At 71.0% G+C, this 17,582-nt stretch carries 17 protein-coding genes and 1 tRNA gene; 11 read left to right on the forward strand and 7 right to left on the reverse strand.

The window, feature by feature from the left end; genetic code table 11:
- The first annotated feature begins 9 nt into the window (after nt 1-9).
- A complete protein-coding gene (locus ACQP2X_RS19770; RefSeq protein WP_498699030.1) occupies nt 10-741 on the forward strand; it encodes a S1 family peptidase in 732 nt (243 codons plus the stop codon).
- A 170-nt stretch (nt 742-911) separates the two neighbouring features.
- On the opposite strand, the gene ACQP2X_RS19775 is transcribed toward ACQP2X_RS19770, so the two are convergent.
- Nucleotides 912-1,448 (reverse strand): snapalysin family zinc-dependent metalloprotease, encoded by a 537-nt coding sequence (locus ACQP2X_RS19775; RefSeq protein ID WP_498699032.1) that lies wholly within the window; start codon nt 1,446-1,448, stop codon nt 912-914.
- A gap of 168 nt (nt 1,449-1,616) precedes the next feature.
- On the opposite strand from ACQP2X_RS19775, the gene ACQP2X_RS19780 reads away from it, so the two are divergent.
- The 5 genes from ACQP2X_RS19780 to ACQP2X_RS19800 all read left to right on the forward strand — a co-directional run bounded on the left by ACQP2X_RS19780 (nt 1,617) and on the right by ACQP2X_RS19800 (nt 6,347).
- Entirely contained in the window at nt 1,617-2,561 is a 945-nt protein-coding gene (locus tag ACQP2X_RS19780; RefSeq protein ID WP_498699033.1) for an aldo/keto reductase, read from the forward strand.
- Between the two features lie 370 nt (nt 2,562-2,931).
- The gene (locus tag ACQP2X_RS19785; protein ID WP_498699036.1) at nt 2,932-3,384 is read left to right on the forward strand and encodes a nuclear transport factor 2 family protein; all 453 of its coding nucleotides are present in this window, start codon (nt 2,932-2,934) and stop codon (nt 3,382-3,384) included.
- Nucleotides 3,381-4,604, forward strand: coding sequence for an epoxide hydrolase family protein (locus tag ACQP2X_RS19790; protein ID WP_498699038.1), 1,224 nt, complete (start codon nt 3,381-3,383; stop codon nt 4,602-4,604). The genes ACQP2X_RS19785 and ACQP2X_RS19790 overlap by 4 nt, the downstream gene beginning before the upstream one ends.
- Nucleotides 4,601-6,046 carry an MFS transporter gene (locus tag ACQP2X_RS19795; protein WP_498699040.1) on the forward strand — a complete coding sequence of 482 codons (1,446 nt, stop codon included), beginning with the start codon at nt 4,601-4,603 and terminating at the stop codon, nt 6,044-6,046. The genes ACQP2X_RS19790 and ACQP2X_RS19795 overlap by 4 nt, the downstream gene beginning before the upstream one ends.
- 49 nt (nt 6,047-6,095) lie before the next feature.
- Nucleotides 6,096-6,347, forward strand: coding sequence for a type B 50S ribosomal protein L31 (locus ACQP2X_RS19800; protein WP_097329175.1), 252 nt, complete (start codon nt 6,096-6,098; stop codon nt 6,345-6,347).
- 166 nt (nt 6,348-6,513) lie between these two features.
- Here ACQP2X_RS19800 and ACQP2X_RS19805 read toward each other — a convergent pair whose 3' ends face one another.
- A complete protein-coding gene (locus tag ACQP2X_RS19805; RefSeq protein WP_498699042.1) occupies nt 6,514-7,815 on the reverse strand; it encodes an FtsX-like permease family protein in 1,302 nt (433 codons plus the stop codon).
- Nucleotides 7,812-8,543, reverse strand: a complete 732-nt coding sequence (locus ACQP2X_RS19810; RefSeq protein ID WP_498699044.1) for an ABC transporter ATP-binding protein — start codon at nt 8,541-8,543, stop codon at nt 7,812-7,814. The genes ACQP2X_RS19805 and ACQP2X_RS19810 overlap by 4 nt, the downstream gene beginning before the upstream one ends.
- 85 nt (nt 8,544-8,628) lie before the next feature.
- On the opposite strand from ACQP2X_RS19810, the gene ACQP2X_RS19815 reads away from it, so the two are divergent.
- Complete coding sequence (locus tag ACQP2X_RS19815; RefSeq protein WP_498699045.1) at nt 8,629-9,555, forward strand: TetR/AcrR family transcriptional regulator C-terminal domain-containing protein; 927 nt, start codon at nt 8,629-8,631, stop codon at nt 9,553-9,555.
- On the opposite strand, the gene ACQP2X_RS19820 is transcribed toward ACQP2X_RS19815, so the two are convergent.
- Both ACQP2X_RS19820 and ACQP2X_RS19825 read right to left on the reverse strand, forming a co-directional pair.
- Nucleotides 9,498-10,097, reverse strand: a complete 600-nt coding sequence (locus ACQP2X_RS19820) for a mycothiol-dependent nitroreductase Rv2466c family protein (protein ID WP_498699046.1) — start codon at nt 10,095-10,097, stop codon at nt 9,498-9,500. The genes ACQP2X_RS19815 and ACQP2X_RS19820 overlap by 58 nt on opposite strands.
- Nucleotides 10,098-10,168: 71 nt before the next feature.
- Complete coding sequence (locus ACQP2X_RS19825) at nt 10,169-10,906, reverse strand: SDR family NAD(P)-dependent oxidoreductase (RefSeq protein ID WP_498699048.1); 738 nt, start codon at nt 10,904-10,906, stop codon at nt 10,169-10,171.
- A gap of 376 nt (nt 10,907-11,282) precedes the next feature.
- Here ACQP2X_RS19825 and ACQP2X_RS19830 point away from each other — a divergent pair, with 376 nt between their 5' ends.
- Complete coding sequence (locus ACQP2X_RS19830; RefSeq protein ID WP_498699050.1) at nt 11,283-12,491, forward strand: acyl-CoA thioesterase/BAAT N-terminal domain-containing protein; 1,209 nt, start codon at nt 11,283-11,285, stop codon at nt 12,489-12,491.
- Here ACQP2X_RS19830 and map read toward each other — a convergent pair.
- The gene (map, locus tag ACQP2X_RS19835) at nt 12,471-13,268 is read right to left on the reverse strand and encodes a type I methionyl aminopeptidase (RefSeq protein ID WP_498699052.1); all 798 of its coding nucleotides are present in this window, start codon (nt 13,266-13,268) and stop codon (nt 12,471-12,473) included. The genes ACQP2X_RS19830 and map overlap by 21 nt on opposite strands.
- Nucleotides 13,269-13,312: 44 nt before the next feature.
- Here map and ACQP2X_RS19840 point away from each other — a divergent pair, with 44 nt between their 5' ends.
- The gene (locus ACQP2X_RS19840; protein WP_498699054.1) at nt 13,313-13,579 is read left to right on the forward strand and encodes a helix-turn-helix domain-containing protein; all 267 of its coding nucleotides are present in this window, start codon (nt 13,313-13,315) and stop codon (nt 13,577-13,579) included.
- Here ACQP2X_RS19840 and ACQP2X_RS19845 read toward each other — a convergent pair.
- The gene (locus ACQP2X_RS19845) at nt 13,574-15,076 is read right to left on the reverse strand and encodes a chitinase (protein WP_498699055.1); all 1,503 of its coding nucleotides are present in this window, start codon (nt 15,074-15,076) and stop codon (nt 13,574-13,576) included. The two genes, ACQP2X_RS19840 and ACQP2X_RS19845, sit on opposite strands and share 6 nt — an antisense overlap.
- 109 nt (nt 15,077-15,185) lie before the next feature.
- On the opposite strand from ACQP2X_RS19845, the gene ACQP2X_RS19850 reads away from it, so the two are divergent.
- Together ACQP2X_RS19850 and ACQP2X_RS19855 are read left to right on the forward strand one after the other, a co-directional pair.
- Nucleotides 15,186-17,474, forward strand: coding sequence for a glycosyltransferase family 2 protein (locus ACQP2X_RS19850; protein WP_498699057.1), 2,289 nt, complete (start codon nt 15,186-15,188; stop codon nt 17,472-17,474).
- Between the two features lie 35 nt (nt 17,475-17,509).
- A tRNA-Arg gene (locus ACQP2X_RS19855) sits at nt 17,510-17,582 on the forward strand.

Raw genomic sequence — 17,582 nt, forward strand, 5'->3', positions numbered from 1 at the left:
GACAAACCGATGCGCATCCTCGCCCGAACGCTGGCCGCGCTCGCCGTCGCCGCGGCCGGCCTGCTGGCGCCGTCCGCCGCCGCGAACGCCGATCCGGGGGTCGGCACGAACGTCGTCAACGGCCGCCCGGCCAGCGAGAACTACTCGTTCATGGTCTACGTGTCCGGATGCACCGGCTCGCTCATCAAGGCCAACTGGGCGGTCACGGCCAAACACTGCCCGACCCCTTCGTCCGTACGGGTCGGCAGCGTCGACCGGGCCAGCGGCGGCACGGTGGTCGCGGTGCGAAGGGCCGTCAACCACCCGTCGATCGACGTGAAGCTGCTGGAATTGGCCAGCTCGGTGACGTACGCGCCGGCCCCGATCCCGACCGCGTCGGGGGCCGTCGGAACCGCCACCCGCATCATCGGCTGGGGCCAGACATGCCCGACGCGAGGCTGCGGTTCCACCCCGCGGGTGGCCAACGAGCTGGACACGTCGATCGTGGCCGACAGCCGCTGCTCGGGCATCAACGCGGCGTACGAGATCTGCACCAACAACACGAACGGCAACGCCGGCGCCTGCTACGGCGACTCGGGCGGCCCGCAGGTGCGGGTGATCGGTGGTCGCTGGGCCCTGATCGGCGTGACGAGCCGGGCCGGCAACAACAGCGCGACCTGCGCCACGGCTCCGTCCATCTATGGCGACCTCTCATCGATCCGCGCGTGGGTGAACACCCAGGTCGGCGGCCTGCCCGCCTGACGTGAGCGAGAGGGCCGGCGCTCGGCCCCGGCCCTCTCCACCCGCAGCGCCCGCCCTCCCAGGGGGCCCCCGACCTCTAGCGCCATCCTCGCGCGAATCGCGCGATCACGTCGCGCTCGCTGTGGATGGCACACGGTCTGTGGACAACCCCGGGGAGCCGCTGCGATGTGCTATCGAGCCCAGACGTACACCTGAGGCGCGACCGAGGCGACCGCCGAGGCGAAGTTGCCGTTGACCGTGCTGGCCTCGCGGGTGCTCGGATAGGCGTTGGTGCACGACACCGGGGCGCTGCTGCCGGACATCAGGTCGGAGCAGAGGCCGGTGCGGCGGTCGGGCAGGCCGAGCAGGTGGCCGAACTCGTGGGCGGCGATCCGCGGCTGGTAGTAGCCGTCGTTCACCGCCTCGCGGCCCATGTACCAGCGGCCGTTGCCAAGCGAGGTCGTGATGGCGCGCGGCCAGCCGTTGTCGGCGTACACCCGGATGTTGGGGGTCTGGCCGGCGGAGACCGGCACCAGGCGCACGTTGGTCACCCGGCTGTTCCAGATCTGCGCGCCCTGGTCGACGACCGAGCGGAACTCCTGGGCCTGGCTGGCGTCGTAGTAGAGCGTCCTGGGGGCGGCGGCGGCCGGTCCGGCGCTCGTGGCCTGCAGTCCGGCGGCGGCGAGCGCGGTGGCGCACAGGGCCGCGGCGATCCTGCGTAACAGCATGACGTCCTCCTTGGGGGAATCGGTGGTTCGAGCGTCCCCCTCAGATCGACATCAATCAATGTTAACGGGCATACCGGATACGGACTCTGCGGCGTGTGATGCCGGCGCCGCGCAGTCGCGCTAGCGTTCAGGAGTTGATCAAAGGCATCGTCAGGAAAGTGGAGCCCCATGGCGACTCTCGGAAACTCCGGCATCGACGTCTTCCCGCTCTCGCTGGGTGGCAACGTCTTCGGTTGGACCAGCGACAAAGACGCTTCGTTCGAGGTGCTTGACCGGTACGTCTCGGGCGGCGGCAATTTCGTCGACACCGCCGACGGCTACTCGGCCTGGGTGCCCGGCAACTCGGGTGGCGAGTCCGAGACGATCATCGGCGAGTGGTTGCGCTCGCGCGGCAACCGCGACCAGATCGTCGTCGCGACAAAAGTTAGCCAGCACCCGCAGTTCCGTGGCCTCTCGGCGAGCAACATCGCGGCGGCGGCGGAAGCGTCGCTCGACCGGCTCGGAACCGAGCACATCGACCTCTACTACGCGCACTACGACGACGAGGCGACCCCGCTGATCGAGACCGCGGCCGCGTTCGACGCGCTGGTCCGGGCGGGCAAGGTGCGGGCCATCGCGGTCTCCAACTACACCGGCGCCCGCATCCGCGAGTGGTTCGAGATCGCCCGCCGCGAGGGGTTCGCGCTGCCGGTGGCCGTGCAGCCCCACTACAACCTGGTGGCCCGCGCCAACTACGAGAAGGACATCGCGCCGGTCGCCGCCGAGGAGAACCTGGCCGTGGTCCCGTACTACGGCTTGGCCAGCGGCTTCCTGACCGGCAAGTACCGCACGACCGACGACCTGTCGAAGTCCCCACGCGGCGGTGGAGCGGCCGACCTGCTGAAGAACGGCGGCCTCGAGGTCATCGACGCCTTGGACAAAATCGCCCGCGACCGAGACGCCCAGATCGCCACCGTGGCCCTGGCCTGGCTACGTCAGCGCCCCCAGGTGGCCGCCCCAATCGCCAGCGCCAGCACCGCCGCCCAGCTGCCGGCCCTGCTGGCCTCGGCGACTTTCGACTTGTCCGCTGATGAGGCCGCCGCCTTGGACGCCGCTTCCGCCAACTTCGCCTAGCTCCCGCCAGACCCACGAAAGGCCGGACCCCTCACGGGGCCCGGCCTTTCCCGTGCCTAGTTACGCGCCCCGCGCCCCGCCCCGCGCGCCGTGTCCTCGTGCCCCGTGCCTTCGTGCGCGCCCCGCGCGCTCCGCGTCCGCGCACCTCGCCCGCCGCACCCGCGCATCCCGCGCCCGCGCATCCCGCGCCCGCGCATCCCGCGCCCGCGCATCCCGCGCCCGCGCATCCCGCGCCCGCGCACCCCCGCCCGGCACCCCGCGCATGCGCACCCCGCGCTCTTGTCCGCCTTCCGCTCCTCCCGTCGCCGTAGTGACGTAGGTGACCCGGTTTGGACTTGCCGGTCCATTTTTGAGTTTCCATGATTGGACCATGAAGTCCAAAGATGCGGCTCGGCAGGCCGATATCGAGCAGATCCGTGACCTCAAGGCCCGGTACGCCCGCCTCGCCGATGCCAAGCGGTGGGCGGATGTCGCCGCCCTCTTCACCGATGACGCCGTCATGCGGTTCTACGACGTCGACGGCGCCCTCACCAAGCAGGTCACCGCCGCGACCTTTGCCGATGTCATCGGCAGCAGCGTCGGCCATGGCCAGCCGATCCACCATCTTTTCTCGCACGAGATCGCGTTCACCTCCGAGGACGAGGCGACCGCCGTGTGGGCGATGGAGGACCGGATCTACCACGACCGGGCCGCGCACCCCGAATCCCCGTTCACTTATCTGCACGGGTTCGGCCACTACCACGAGCGCTACCGCCGCGAGAACGGCGAATGGCGCATCGCCGGCTTCGACCAGACCCGTCTCCGCATGGAGGTTGTCCGATGACGAAACCCTTCCCGCTCACGCCCACCCCGATCCACGTGCCCGAGGAGGTGCTCGACGACCTCAAGCGGCGCCTCGCCGCGACCCGGTTCGCCGAGGACCTCGGCAACGAGGACTGGCACTACGGCGTCCCGCGCGCCTATCTGCAGGAGCTCGTCGACTACTGGCTCCACGACTTCGACTGGCGCCGGGCCGAGAAGAAGCTCAACGAGTACGAGAACTACTTCGTCGAGGTCGATGGAGTGAAGGTTCACTTACTTCGCAAGCCCGGCGTCGGGCCGAACCCGACCCCGCTGATCCTCAGCTACGGCTGGCCGTGGAGCACCTTCACCATGCTCAAAGCCGTCGACCGGCTGGCCGATCCCGGCGCCTACGGCGGTGACCCGGCCGACGCCTTCGACGTGATCGTCCCGGCGCTGCCCGGCACCGGGTTCTCCGGGCCGCCGGCGCGACCCGATCTGAACTTCTGGAAGATCGCCGACCTCTGGCACAAGCTGATGACCGAGGTTCTCGGCTACGAGAAGTACGCGGCCGCCGGCGGCGACATGGGCGCTCTGGTCACCGAACAGCTCGGCCACAAGTACGCCGGCGAACTGCACGCCATCCACCTGAGCTCGAGCATCCCGCTGACGCTGTTCAACGGCGACCGGCCCTGGGACCTGACCGGCGGCGCGCCGATCCCGCCCGGCGTCCCACCCGAGATCCGCGACCAGATCCTGTTCTTCCAGAAGCGCTTCGTCGCCCACGTCGCGGTGCACGTGCTCGACTCCAGCACGATCGGCCACGGCCTCACCGACTCGCCGGCCGGCATGCTCGCCTGGGTCCTCGAACGCTGGACCAACTGGTCGGACAACGAAGGCGACGTCGAGAACGTCTTCTCCAAGGACGAGATTCTCACCAACGCGACCACGATCTGGGCCACCAACACGATCGCCTCGTCGATGCGCCTGTACGCCAACGCGGCCCGCTATCCGTGGAGCCCTTCGCACGACCGGGCGCCCGCCATCGAGGCGCCCACCGGCATCACGTTCGTCGGATACGAGAACCCGCCCGGCGTGACGACCGAGAACCGCGTCGCCGACTTCCTCAACGGCCCGAAGGCGCCCTGGTACAACCACGTGAACCTGACCGCCCACCCGCGCGGCGGCCACTTCGTTCCGTGGGAGGTGCCGGACGAGTTCGTCGACGATCTGCGCCGCACGTTCCGCGGCCGTGTCTCATGACCGCGGCCGTCCTCGACCGGCAGCGAACGTCCGTTAACAAAACGGTGCCGGTGTTCCTCGCGGTCGCGGCCGTCTCGTATTCGCTGGTGCAATCGGTGGTCAATCCGGCGCTGGAGGCACTTCGGGAGTACGTCCACACGGACCGCCTCGGCGTGAGCTGGGTGCTGACGGCGTTCCTGCTGTCGAGCGCCGTGCTCACCCCGGTGCTGGGCCGGCTCGGCGACCATCTCGGCAAGCGCCGGATGCTGGTCGCGGTGATGGCCCTGCTCGCTGGGGGCAGCGTGCTGGCCGCCCTCGCCCACAGCCTTCCGCTGCTGATCGCGGGCCGGGTCCTGCAAGGCGCCGGGGGAGCGGTCCTGCCGTTGGCCTTCGGCATCGTGCGGGACCTGCTGCCCCGGGAGCGCGTCGGCTCGGTGGTGGGCACGATCGCCGCCATCACCTCGGTCGGCGGTGCGGCCGGCGTGCTCGTCACCGGCCCGATCATCGACCATCTCGGCATACCGTGGCTGTTCTGGCTTCCGGCCGTCGCCAACGCCATCGTCGCTGCTCTATTGCTGGTTAACGTTCCTTCGCACGTGCCCCACAGCGGCGGATCCGTGGACTGGCTGGCCGCCTTCCTGCTCAGCGCCAGCCTGGTCCTTCTGCTGTTGCCGCTGAGTCTCGGTTCGCAGTGGGGCTGGGGCTCACCCCGTACCGTCGGATCGCTGGTCCTCTCCGCCGCGGCCGCCGCACTGTGGGTGTTTGTCGAGCTGCGGTCACGCTCGCCGCTGATCGACATGACGGTGTTCCGCCTGCGGCCGGTGTGGACCGCGAATGTCGTCTCACTTCTGTTCGGGGTGACGCTCTACTCGACGTTCGGCTTCATCCCGACCTTCCTGCAGCTGCCGTCGGCCAACGGGTACGGGCTCGCAGAATCGGTGACGGCGTCCGGGTTGCTGTTCCTGCCGGTGACGCTGACCCAGCTCGTGACCGGCACGATCGCCGGGCCGCTGGCCCGGCACGTGTCACCGAAGGTCCTGCTGGTTCTGGGCGGCGTTCCGGTCGTCCTCTGTTTCGTGCTGCTCGCGGTGGCGCACAGCGCGGCCTGGCAGATCGTGCTCGCGACGGCGATCGGCGGGCTGGGCTTCGGCCTGAGCCTGTCGGCTCTCTCGGCGATCGTGGTGCACGCCGTGCCGGCCTCGCACACCGGCGCCGCCACCGGAATGAACGCCAACATCCGCAACCTCGGCGGCGCCGTCGGCGCGGCCGCGGTCAGCTCGATCCTGACCGCCACCGCCGGCGAGAGGGGATGGGTCATCGCCTTCGCCGCCCTGGCCGTGACGGCCGCCCTCGGGGTGCTGGCGTCGCTGCTGATCCCGTCCGAAGCGCCCCCGCAGACCAGCGGTTTCGGAGAAAAGACCAGGTCAGAGGGTGTGACGCAGCAGTCACTGAGGTCGGAATAGTGGGGCCCTCCCGCCCGTTGTGATGGTCGTTCCTTTGGAGGAGATAGCCATGAAGAACGGCATTCACCCGGACTACCACCGCGTCGTCTACCGCGACCGCAACGCTGACTTCGCCTTCCTCACCCGCTCGACGGAGACCAGCAGGAACTCCATCGAGTGGACCGACGGGCAGACCTACCCGGTGATCGACGTTCAGATCTCCTCGGCCAGCCACCCGTTCTGGACGGGCCGCACCCGGGTCCTGGACACCGCCGGGCGCATCGAGAAGTTCCGCGCCAAGTACGCGCGCCACGGCAAGTAAGCGAGCATTCGCAAAAGCCCCGGCCTCAGGCCGGGGCTTTTTGCTTGAGCGGGGCGGGCTTGAGCGGGGCCCGCTTGAGCGGGGCCGGCTTGAGGGGAGCCGCTGCCGGGCAATGCCGTGCCCGGCGGCGAAGGGGGGTCGCCGCCGGGCACGAGTCGGGGATGGGTCAGGCCCGGATCGCCGCGGTGGCCGGCCCCCGCAGTGTCCGCCGTGTCGTCTGGACCGTCGCGGCGGCCGTCAGGAGCACCGCGAGGGCCACGATGACGCCGTACTGCCAGGGGCTCGCCTCCGGCCAGAGCCGCCCGGCCCGGGCCGAGCCGAACGGGACGATCGTGAACAGCGCCGCCGCCGAACCCCCAAGCACCCCGGTGATCGTCACCAGGACCACCTCGAGCGAGACCATCGCCAGCACCTGGCCGCGGGTCGCGCCGGCCAGGCGGTGCTGGGCGAACTCCCGCCGGCGCCGGGCCGTGGCCGCGATGAGCGTGTTCACCAGCATCACCGCCACGAACAGGGCGATCATGCCGACCACCACGTAGTTCAGCGTCTGGATGTCCTGGGCGTACTCGGGCTGGATCTGGCCTTCGGCCGCCCGGTCCTCGATGCCCTGCATGTAGACGGTTCCCGTGGCCACACCCGTGAACAGCACCACCGGCATCACCGCGCCGGCCAGCTGTCGCGACCTCGAGTGCACTCCGCTCACCGCGAGCTGCCCGGCCACGCCGCCCAGACTCCGCACGATCGGGCCGACGACGGCCGTGACCATCCGCAGCAGCTCGGGCGCCAGCAGGGCCAGGCCGATCGCGGCCCAGATGCCGGCCTGACCGGCCGTCTGCATCGCGTCGACGCCCTTGCCGTCCATCACCGTGGCCGTCAGCACTGAGCAGTTCGCCCCCGCCAGCAGGAACAGCACCGCTCCGATGCGGCGCAGGCGCGGCCTTTCCGGCTTGCCGCCGGCTTTTCCGGCCGTACGCCTGGCGGTCGCCCACGCCGCGGCCACCGCGCCCAGCAGCGTCACGCCGAAGCCCGTGCCCAGGGCGATCGCGCCGAACTGGTAGCCGACCGATGCCTCCACCTGACCCGTGTCCTTGAGCAGGGACAGCAGCACCCGGCCGAGCACCCATCCGGCCGGCACGGCGGCCGCCGAGGCGAGCAAGGCGATCGCCGCCGCCTCCCCGACGATCATCCGGCGCAGTTGGGGCCGGGTCGCGCCGGCCGAGCGCAGCAGGGCCACCTGGTCGGCCCGCTGCCGCACCGACAGCGAGAGGGTCGACGTGACCGCGAAGGCCACGATGACGAGGCACCAGCCGCCGCCGACCGTGGCCGTCGTGGTCAGCGACTCGGTGTCCCCGGTGTCCATGAGGGACGCGAACGCCATGAGGAGGGTGGCGCCGAGGAAGGCCGACACGAAGGTGGCGATGAAGCCGCCCGGCCGGTGCCGGAGGTTCCGCAGCGCGATGGCGATCATGCCGCGACCCGGGCGGTGAGGTCGCCTAGGTGGGCGAGGCGCTCGGCCACGGCGTCGGCGGTGGGCCGGGCCAGCGACCCGGCCAGCCGGCCGTCGGCCAGGAACAGCACCGAGTCGGCGTGCGCGGCCGCCACCGGGTCGTGGGTGACCATCACGACCGTACGGCCGAACTCGTGCACCACCGCCCGCAGCAGCGCCAGAACCTCGCGGGCGCTGCGCATGTCGAGGGCCCCGGTCGGCTCGTCGGCGAAGATGACCGCCGGCTCGGTGACGAGCGCCCGGGCCACCGCGACCCGCTGGCGCTGACCGCCGGAGAGCCGCTCGGGCAGTTCGTGGGCGCGGTCGCCGAGCCCCAGACGGCCGAGGACGGCCCGGGGGTCTTTCGAGGACCTCCCGGCCAGGCGCAGCGGAAGCAGCACGTTCTGCTCGACCGTCAGCGACGGCAGCAGGTTGTAGTCCTGGAAGACGAAACCGACCCGGCTGCGCCGGAACTTGGTGCGGGCGGTGTCCTTGGTGGCCGTCAGCTCGGTGCCCCCGATGAAGACCCGCCCCGCGGTCGGCTCGTCGAGCCCGGCCGCGCACTGCAACAGCGTGCTCTTGCCGGATCCGGACGGCCCCATGACCGCGGTGAACGTCCCCGAGGCGAAGCCCGCGGTGATGCCGTCGAGGGCGGTCACCCCGTTGTCGTATGTCTTGTACAGCGATTCCACACGGACCGCGTCATTCATGGTGGTGCCCCTCCCGTGATCGGATGAGTACACCGTACGAGCGCACTAGTTGCCGTGTCGGTAGTGCTAACTCCACCATGTGGTGGTGGAACCCCAGTACCAGCGGATCGCCGCCTCCATCGCGGCTCAGATAAGAAGCGGGGCTCTGCCGCCGGGCGCGGCCGTGCCCTCGACCCGGCAGATCATGGCCACCCACGGCGTGGCCATGGCCACCGCGACCCGGGCCATCGCCCACCTGCGTGACACCGGCCTGGTCGAGACCAGGCCCGGCCTCGGCACCATCGTGCCCGGCGGCCTCGCCACCCTGCCGGACACCGGCCAGGTGGTCGAGGCCGCCATCGCCATCGGCGACGCCGAGGGCCTGGGCGCGGTCTCCATGCGCCGCCTCGCCAGCGACCTGGGCATCCCCACGATGTCGCTCTACCGCTACGTGGAGGACAAGGAGAACCTGGTCCTGCTCATGATGGACCGGGTGATGGCCGCCTATCCGCCGCCGGATCTCGACCCGGCCGCCGACGGCTGGCGCGCCTGCGCCGAGGCGCTGGCCCGCCTCCAGTGGCGGATGTACCGCGACCATCCCTGGCTGGCCCAGGCCGTCTCGTTCACCCGGCCCCTGCTGGCCCCGCACGCGATGGCGCACACCGAGTGGACGATGCGGGCCTTCGAGGCGTGCGGCTTCGACCCGGACGCCCAGTTCAAGGCCGCGGTGATGCTGGCCAACTACGTTCGCGGCACGGCGGTCAACCTCGAGGAGGAGGCGCAGGCCGAGCAGGAGACCGGCATGACCGACGAGCAGTGGCTGGCCGCACAGGGCGAGCGGTTCGCCGCCGTGCTGGGCACCGGGAAGCTGCCCCTGATGGCCCGCTACATCACCGAGGGCGGCCACGACTTCAACCTCGACGTGCTGCTGGAGTACGGCCTCCAGCGTCTCCTCGACGGCCTGGAGGCCGTGTCTCAGTCGAAGGACAGCCCGCCGGTACGGGTCCGCTTGAGCTCGAAGAAGCCGGGGTAGTTGGCCAGCGCCCGCGCCCCGTCGAAGATCTGTGCGGCCTCCTCGCCCCGGGGGATCCGGTTGAGGACGGGGCCGAAGAACGCGACCCCGTCGATGTGGATGGTCGGTGTGCCCACGTCCTCGCCGACCGGGTCCATGCCCTCGTGGTGGCTCTTGCGCAGCGCCTCGTCGTAGCGGTCGTCGCCGGCCGCCGCGGCCAGCGAGGCGGGCAGGCCCACCTCGGCCAGCGCCTCGGGCACCACGACACCGAAGTCTTTGTTGTCCTGGTTGTGGATCCGGGTGCCGAGCGCGGTGTAGAGGTCGCGCAGCACCTCGTAGCCGTGCTCCTCGGCCGCCGCTGTGACGACGCGGGCCGTGCCGAGCGACCGGTCGACCAGGTCGCGGTACCAGTCCGGCAGGTCGCGCCCCTCGTTGAGGACGTACAGGCTCATCGGCTTCCAACGGACGTCGAGCTCGCGCAGCGACGAGACCTCGTGGATCCACCGCGAGGTGATCCAGGCGAACGGGCAGGCGGCGTCGAAGTAGAAGTCGACCCGGGTCATGATGGCTCCTCGGTTGTGGTTCGGCCCTCAGGCTAGATCCACCGGGATCCGGCCGGAGGGCCAAAGCGGCCTCAATCGTTTAGGCCAATGCGCTCCAGCTCGGCCAGCCGCGCGTGCAGCGAGGCGCGGATGCCCGCGATCGCGTCCTCGCCCACGGCCAGGCGCAACGGGGGCTCGGGCATCTGGGTCACCGCGACGATGGCGTCGGCCACCCGCGCGGGGTCACCGAAGGCGGACGGCGGCAGCTGGGAGAAGTCGGAGAGGAACTTTCCCACAGTCGGCGCGTACGTCTCGTCGGGCGCCACGGCGTGCACGGAACCGGCGAACCCGGTGGCGAACAAGCCCGGCTCGACCAGCGTGACCCTGACCCCGGCCGGGGCGACCTCCGCCGCCAGCGCCTCGCTGAAGAGCTCGACGGCGGCCTTCGACGCCGAGTAGAGCCCGGAGGACGCCCACGCGATCTGCCCGTTCATCGACGACAGCTGCACGACGCGACCCCGCGAGGCGCGCAGGGCCGGCAGCGCCGCCCGCAGCACGGCCAGGTTGGCCAGCACGTTGGTGTCGAACAGCGCGCGGGCCTCGGCCCCGCTGATCTGCTCGACCGCGCCGAACACCCCGTACCCGGCGTTGTTGACGAGCACGTCGAGCCCACCGGCGGCCTCGACGGCGTCCCGCAGCGTCTCCTCGGCCCCGGGCGCGGTGATGTCGAGCGTGATCGGGGTGACCCGGCCGGTGAGCCCGGCCAGCAGGTCGCCGCGGCGCCCCACGGCGATGACGTGGGCGCCGCGGTCCAGGGCACGTTGCGCCACGAGGCGCCCGAATCCGGAGGTGGCGCCGGTGATGAGCCAGTTCTCGGTGTTTTTCCATGGCTCAATGGATTCACGCCGGCCGGCCGCCCGGAGCCGTGAGACTGGCCCGCTGAGGGCCACCCAACGGCGCCGCGACCGGCCGGGGGAGGGGCACCATGGGTGCATGGCGCACAACGAGGAGCTGAGCGAGTTCCTGCGGGGCCGGCGCGCGGCGCTGCGCCCCGAGGTGGAGCTCGCGGGCCGGCGGGTGAAAGGGCGTTCCCCGGCGACCCCGACCAGATGCTCATCGTCTTCCTGGCCACGCCGTCGTCGCCGTCAAGCCACGCCCTCGACCTGCTCGCGACCTGGAGCTGAACGATCGATTAGCATCGTCGTCATGCGCCGGGTGATCGTTCTTGCGACAGCAACTGTTCTGCTCTCCGGCTGCGTGAGCGGCCCCGCGGCCGCGTTCCACATCGCCGCCGGCGCCGCGCTTTTCGACGCGCCCCTGGGTGTGACCATCACCGGCCTTCCGCCGCACCACAAGGTCGTCGTCCGGGCGGCCGCCGAGGACAAGACCGGCGCGCCGTGGACGTCCACGGCCACGTTCGAGTCGGACGGGGACGGCACGGTCGATCCGGCCCGCCAGGCGCCGGTGTCCGGGTCGTACACGGGAACGCACGACACCGGGCTGCTCTGGTCCATGACGAGCGAGGGCAAGACCTTCCTGAGCCCACCCCCGGCCGGTACGACGGTGCGCCTGACCGCCACAGTGGACGGTGACCGGGTCGCGAGCGGCGAGGTGCTCCGGCTGACCGGCGCTCCCGGAGTCACGGCGCGGGACGTCTCGAAAGACTTCACCGGCACCTTCTACGCGCCGCCCGGTGTCACCGCCAAGCGGCCCGCCGTGCTCGCCTTCGGCGGCTCCGAGGGCGGCGCCGGCGGCGGCGTCAGCAGCGCCCGCGCGCTGGCCGCGAAGGGCGTCCCGGCCCTCGGCATCGGCTATTTCGGCGTGCCCGGGCGGCCCGCGAACCTCGAGCGCATCCCCCTGGAATACTTCGCCACGGCCCTGCGCTGGCTGGCCCGGCAGCCCGGCGTCGACCCCACGAGGCTCTACGTCTACGGCGTCTCCCGTGGCTCGGAGGCCGCCCTGCTGCTCGGCGTGAACTATCCGGACCTCGTGCACGGCGTCGTCGCCGGTTCGCCCAGCAGCGTGGTCTACCCCGGCCTGCCGGACACCTCTCAGCCCGCCTGGACCCTGCGCGGTGAGCCGATCCCGTCCATCGAGGTCTCCGAGGCCGGCTTCGCCACCCCGCCGCGGACCCCGGCCGCGGTCATCCCGGTCGAGCGGATCCGCGGCAGGGTCTTCCTGCTCTGCGGCGACGACGACCGGCTCTGGCCCAGCTGTGTCTTCTCCGGCGCCATCGGGGCCCGGCGCGGCGACCGGCCGTACACCGAGGTCACCGAACCGGGCGCCGGGCACTACGTCGGCGATCCGGTGCCGAACCAGCCGACCGCGCCCGGGCCGCGCGTCGGCGGCAGCCAGGAGGCCGACGCGCTGGGCCGCCTGGACGCCTGGCCCAAGCTACTGAGCTTTCTGTCCTGACGGCTTCTCGCCCGGGCGGCGGGTCAGCACGACCGGGCCGGTCTCGGTGACGGCGACGGTGTGCTCGGAGTGTGCCGTGCGGGAGCCGTCGGACGAGCGGATCGTCCAGCCGTCCTCGTCGAACCGGATCTTGTCGGTGCTGACCAGGAACCACGGCTCGATGGCGATGGTGAGGCCCGGCGTGAGCTTCATGCCCCGGCCGGCCCGGCCGTCGTTCGGGATGTGCGGGCTCTCGTGCATCGTGCGGCCGATGCCGTGCCCGCCGAACTCGGTGTTGACCCGGAAACCGTACTGCTTGGCCACCGCGCCGATCGCGGCCGAGATGTCACCCAGGCGCCCGCCGGGCTGGGTGGCCGCGATGCCGGCCTCGAGGGCGACCTGTGTCGCCTCGATGAGGCGCAGGTCCTGCTCGGCCGGGGTGCCGACGACGACCGAGTACGCCGAGTCGGCCGTCCAGCCGTCGATGGCGACCGCCATGTCGAGGCTGAGCAGGTCGCCGTCGCGCAGCACGTAGTCGTGCGGCAGGCCGTGCAGGACGGCGTCGTTCACCGACAGGCACAGCACGTTGCGGAACGGGCCCTTGCCGAACGACGGCGCGTAGTCCCAGTACGACGACTCGGCGCCGCGCTCCTTGATGAGCCGGCGGGCGTGCTGTTCGAGGTCGAGCAGGTTGACGCCGACCGCGGCGGCGGCGCTGACCTCGGCCAGCACCTCGCCCACGAAGCGGCCGGTGACATGCATGCGCTCGATCTCGGCGGAAGACTTCAACTCGATCACGGTATAGTTATACCACGGTGCTTTTCGGGGGTTATAGTGACGGAATGGTTCGCCAACCGCACACCGCCGAACAGATCGCGGCCGGCCAGCGCCTTGGCATCGCCCTCCGGCAGTCGCGCGACGGCCGCAGCCTCGTCGACGTCGCCGTCGCCGCCGGCATGTCACCCGAGACCCTCCGCAAGATCGAGGTGGGCCGCCTGCCCGCCCCCGCCTTCGGCACCATCGTGCGCCTCAGCGAAGTCCTCGGCGTCCCCCTCGACACTCTGGCCGACGCCTGGCGCGCCGGAATGTATGTCGAGCGCGCCTCATAGCGTCTGCCACGGTGTGTCGGACGGGTCGCTGACCTGTGCGCCCGGGACGTCGCCGAGCGTCCACCACTTCGCCTGATAGACGACGCCGTGATACTGCACCCGGTCGCCGGAGACGTAGGTCGCGGTGGGGTTCCAGGTGGCGTACGCGGTGGCCGTGGTCGAGGCCGGGACGGTCGCCATCGGGGTCTCGCCGGCCAGCACCGGGCCGATCAGGGTCCACGGGGTGTCCGCGGCGTTCGTCACCGGGGCGTCCGGGGTGTCGCCCTGCGTCCACCATTTCGCCATGTAGACGTTGTGGTGCCACACGACCTTCGAGTTCTTGGCGTACGCCGTCAGGGCGTTCCAGATCGGGTAGGGCGACGTGGACGGGTCGTCGGTGGGCTGGGCGGCCACGCTCGCCGCGCTCGACGGCCCGGCCGACGGCGCCGCCGTGAACTCGTTGAACAGCGCCGTGAAAGCGCCCTGCTCCTGGTCGAGACCGCTGCAGCTGTTCGACACGATGGTCGTGTCGACGTAGTTCACGCCGCAGTTGTTGTCCCGGTTGGCCGACCACATCGACAGCCGCCGCAGGCCCTTCTCCCGCGCGAACGCGATGAGCGCCGACGCGTCGGACAGCTGGAACCGCTCGTCGGCGGTGTCGTTCTGGCCGATCATCGGCGTGGCCGCGATCCGTTGCCAACCCTCGGCGGCGCTCACGCCGTACGCCGTGGCGACCTGCCCGGCCAACGAGGTCAGCGAGGCCTCCACGAGCGCCGTCATCGTCTTGCCGGTGCCCGACGAGCCGTAGTTCATGGTCAGCGCGTTGACCCCGGCCACCGACACGTCCGCCGCCAGCATCGCGTTCAGCGAAGCCACGCCCACGCTCGTGAGCCCGGCCGTGCCGACCGGCAGCGTCAGCCACACGTCGAGGCTCTTGCCGGCCGCGTTCTGCTTGGCCTGCACCGTCCGTACGGCCTGGGCCCGGCGGGCCATGACCGCCGCGCTCTCCCCGCCGTCCTCGAGGTCGAAGTCGATGGAGGTGAGGTGGTAGCGGTCCACCACCGACTGGTACGCCGCGGTCAGCTTGGCCTGATCGGCGCAGGCCGACGCCAGCTCCTTGTTGCTGGCGCCGCCGAACGAGGCCGTCACGTCGCCGCCGCGCTGGCGCAGCCGGGCGATCCGCCGGTCGAGGTCGATGCCGGTCGAGGCGGTGGCCAGCGAGTACGCCGTGCCCCAGCTCGGCTGGCAGACGACGTCGGTGCTGCTGACCACGAAGCCCAGCACCACGTTCCCGGCGGCGTTGGCCGACGGGTCCTCGAACGAGAACTGCGGGGTGTTGGTGACGTCCACGTACGGCGCGAACGACGACGTCTGCGCGGCGCCGGCGTCCAGGCGGTCCTTGACCGTGCGGAAGGCGAACGGCGCCGAGACCGCGGCCGCCACGACCACGACGACGAGCAGGATCCGCGGAACGGACAGCCGGCGCCGGGGTTCCGCGGCCGAGTCGGGGGATGACATGTGCGTTCCATCGGCGGTCCGTGGGCGTACTTGAGGAACTTTCCCTCAGGTCGGCCCGATCGTGGCCGATCCAAGGACCCGATCACCCTCCGACCCCGGGGAGACGTCCATGCCCGCGAAACGCAGGCGCCAGTGGGGCGCCGACCGGCGCACCCAGCCGCTGCCACCGGTGGCGGCGCCGGCGAGCGACACCCTCATCACGATGGGCCGCCTCGGCATCGTCGTCACCGTGCTCGCCTGGGCCGCCTACATCGTCGTCACGGTCATCTCCCAGTTCGTCGACCGCGGCTTCCAGGGCATGCGGTTCACCTCGGAGACGACGGTCTACGTGGCCATCATGTCGCTGCTGACCATGTCGTCGCTGCTCTACCTGGTGGCCCGGCAGGGCGCGCTCTACCGCACCCGGGCCCACCGCCGGGTGCCGCGGGCGGTCATCGACGAGGCGTTCGACGACCGGCAGCCCGGCATGACGGTGCTCGTGCCCTCGTACCGCGAGGAAATTCCGACCATCCGCAAGACGCTGCTCTCGGCGGCGCTCCAGGAATATCCGGACCTGCGGGTGGTGCTGCTGCTCGACGATCCGCCCGTCAGCCGCAACGCCGAGCACGTCGCCGCTCTGGAGGCGGCCCGCGCGCTGCCGGGCGAGCTGTCCGCGTGGCTGCGCGAGCCGCGCGAGCGCTTCGCACACCTCGACCCGGACGAGGCCGACCTCATCGGCGAGTACCGCTGGGCCGCCGAGTGGCTGCGGGCCCGGGCGGCCGAGGAGCCGGACGAGGACCACGTCGACCGCTTCTTCGCCGAGCAGGTGCTCGGCGCCATCGCGCGTGACTTCGACAGCGTCGCCGGCGCCCTCGCCTCCGCGCTCGACGAGGGCGAATCCGTGCCGTACGCCCGCAAGCGCCAGCTCGCCCAGCGCCTCGCCTGGACCTTCCGCTGCGAGATCTCGTCCTTCGAGCGCAAGCGGTACGCCTCGCTGTCGCACGAGGCCAACAAGGCCATGAACCTCAACAGCTACATCGGGCTGATGGGCCGCGCGTACGAGGTGCGCGAGACCCCCGAGGGCACGGTGCTGGTGCCGTCGCCGGCCGGGACCCTGACCGTTCCCGACTCCGAGTTCATCCTGACCCTCGACGCCGACTCGATCCTGCTGCCCGAATACTGCCTGCGGCTGGTCCACCTGTTCTTCCTGCCGGACAACCACCGGCTCGCGGTGGCGCAGACCCCGTACTCGGCCTTCCCCGGCTCGGCCACCCGCATGGAGCGCCTGGCCGGCGCCACCACCGACCTCCAGCACATCGTCCACCAGGGGATGAGCTATCACGACGCGACCTTCTGGGTCGGCGCCAACGCGGTCATCCGCAAGCGGGCGCTCGACGACATCGTCGAGGTCGAGCACGAGGGCGGCCACGAGGTCCGCCGCTATGTGCAGGACCGCACGGTCATCGAGGACACCGAGTCCAGTCTGGACCTGGCCATCCACGGCTGGCGCCTCATCAACTATCCCGAGCGGCTCAGCTACAGCGCCACCCCGCCCGACTTCGGCTCGCTGGCCATCCAGCGCCGCCGCTGGGCCAACGGCGGCCTGCTCATCCTGCCCAAGCTGTGGCGCAACAGCCGCGAGCGCACCCAGCGCGGCGAGCACGGCAGCGCCGCGCAGACCTGGCTCCGGATCAACTACATGGCCTCGACCTGCTGGAGCAGCATCGGCCTGATCCTGCTGCTGGCCTACCCGTTCGACAGCAAGCTGCTCAGCCCGCTCATCGTGCTCGCCGCCCTGCCGTACTTCCTGGCCATGGCGAGCGACCTCAAACGCCTCGGCTACAAGCGCACCGACATCCTGCGCGTCTACGGCTTCAACCTGATCCTGCTCCCGGTCAACCTGGCCGGCGTCGTGAAATCGTTGCAGCAGGCCGTGACCGGCAAGAAGATCCCGTTCGCCCGCACCCCGAAGGTGGCCGACCGCACCGCGACGTCACTGCTGTTCGCGGTCTCGCCGCTGCTCATCATCGCGTTCTCGGTCTACACGATCTGGCGCGACTACCAGTTGCAGAACTGGGGCAACGCGGCCTTCGCGACCCTCAACGCGCTGGCCGCGACCTACGCCGTCGTCGCTTTCATGGGCGTCCGCAACACAATCGTCGACCTGTGGCTCGGCTTCGTCGAGCACCTGTACGTCCCGGAGAAGCCGGCGAAGACCACGGTGCGCCGTCGCCGCCGCGCGGCCACCGAGCCGGCCCCGGCCCCATGGCAGGAGGTCCTCTACCGGGGCGCCGCCGCCACCGCCACCGGCGGCTACCACGCCGAGGCGACCGGCTCGTTCCACATCCTCGCGTCCCCACCATCGGCGCCGCCCCAGCACAACCGGCGGTCGTCGGACCGGTCGCTGGACCGGTCGTGAAACTGTCGTACCCCTCCCGTAAGCTCCGCGGCGGCGAAGTCGTAGCGCAGAGGTAGACGCGCCTTGGCTGCGAGCAGGAGGACGCCGGTTCGAATCCGGTCGGCTTCG

Source organism: Actinoplanes sp. CA-131856 (assembly GCF_050956135.1).
Classification (GTDB): Bacteria; Actinomycetota; Actinomycetes; order Mycobacteriales; family Micromonosporaceae; genus Actinoplanes.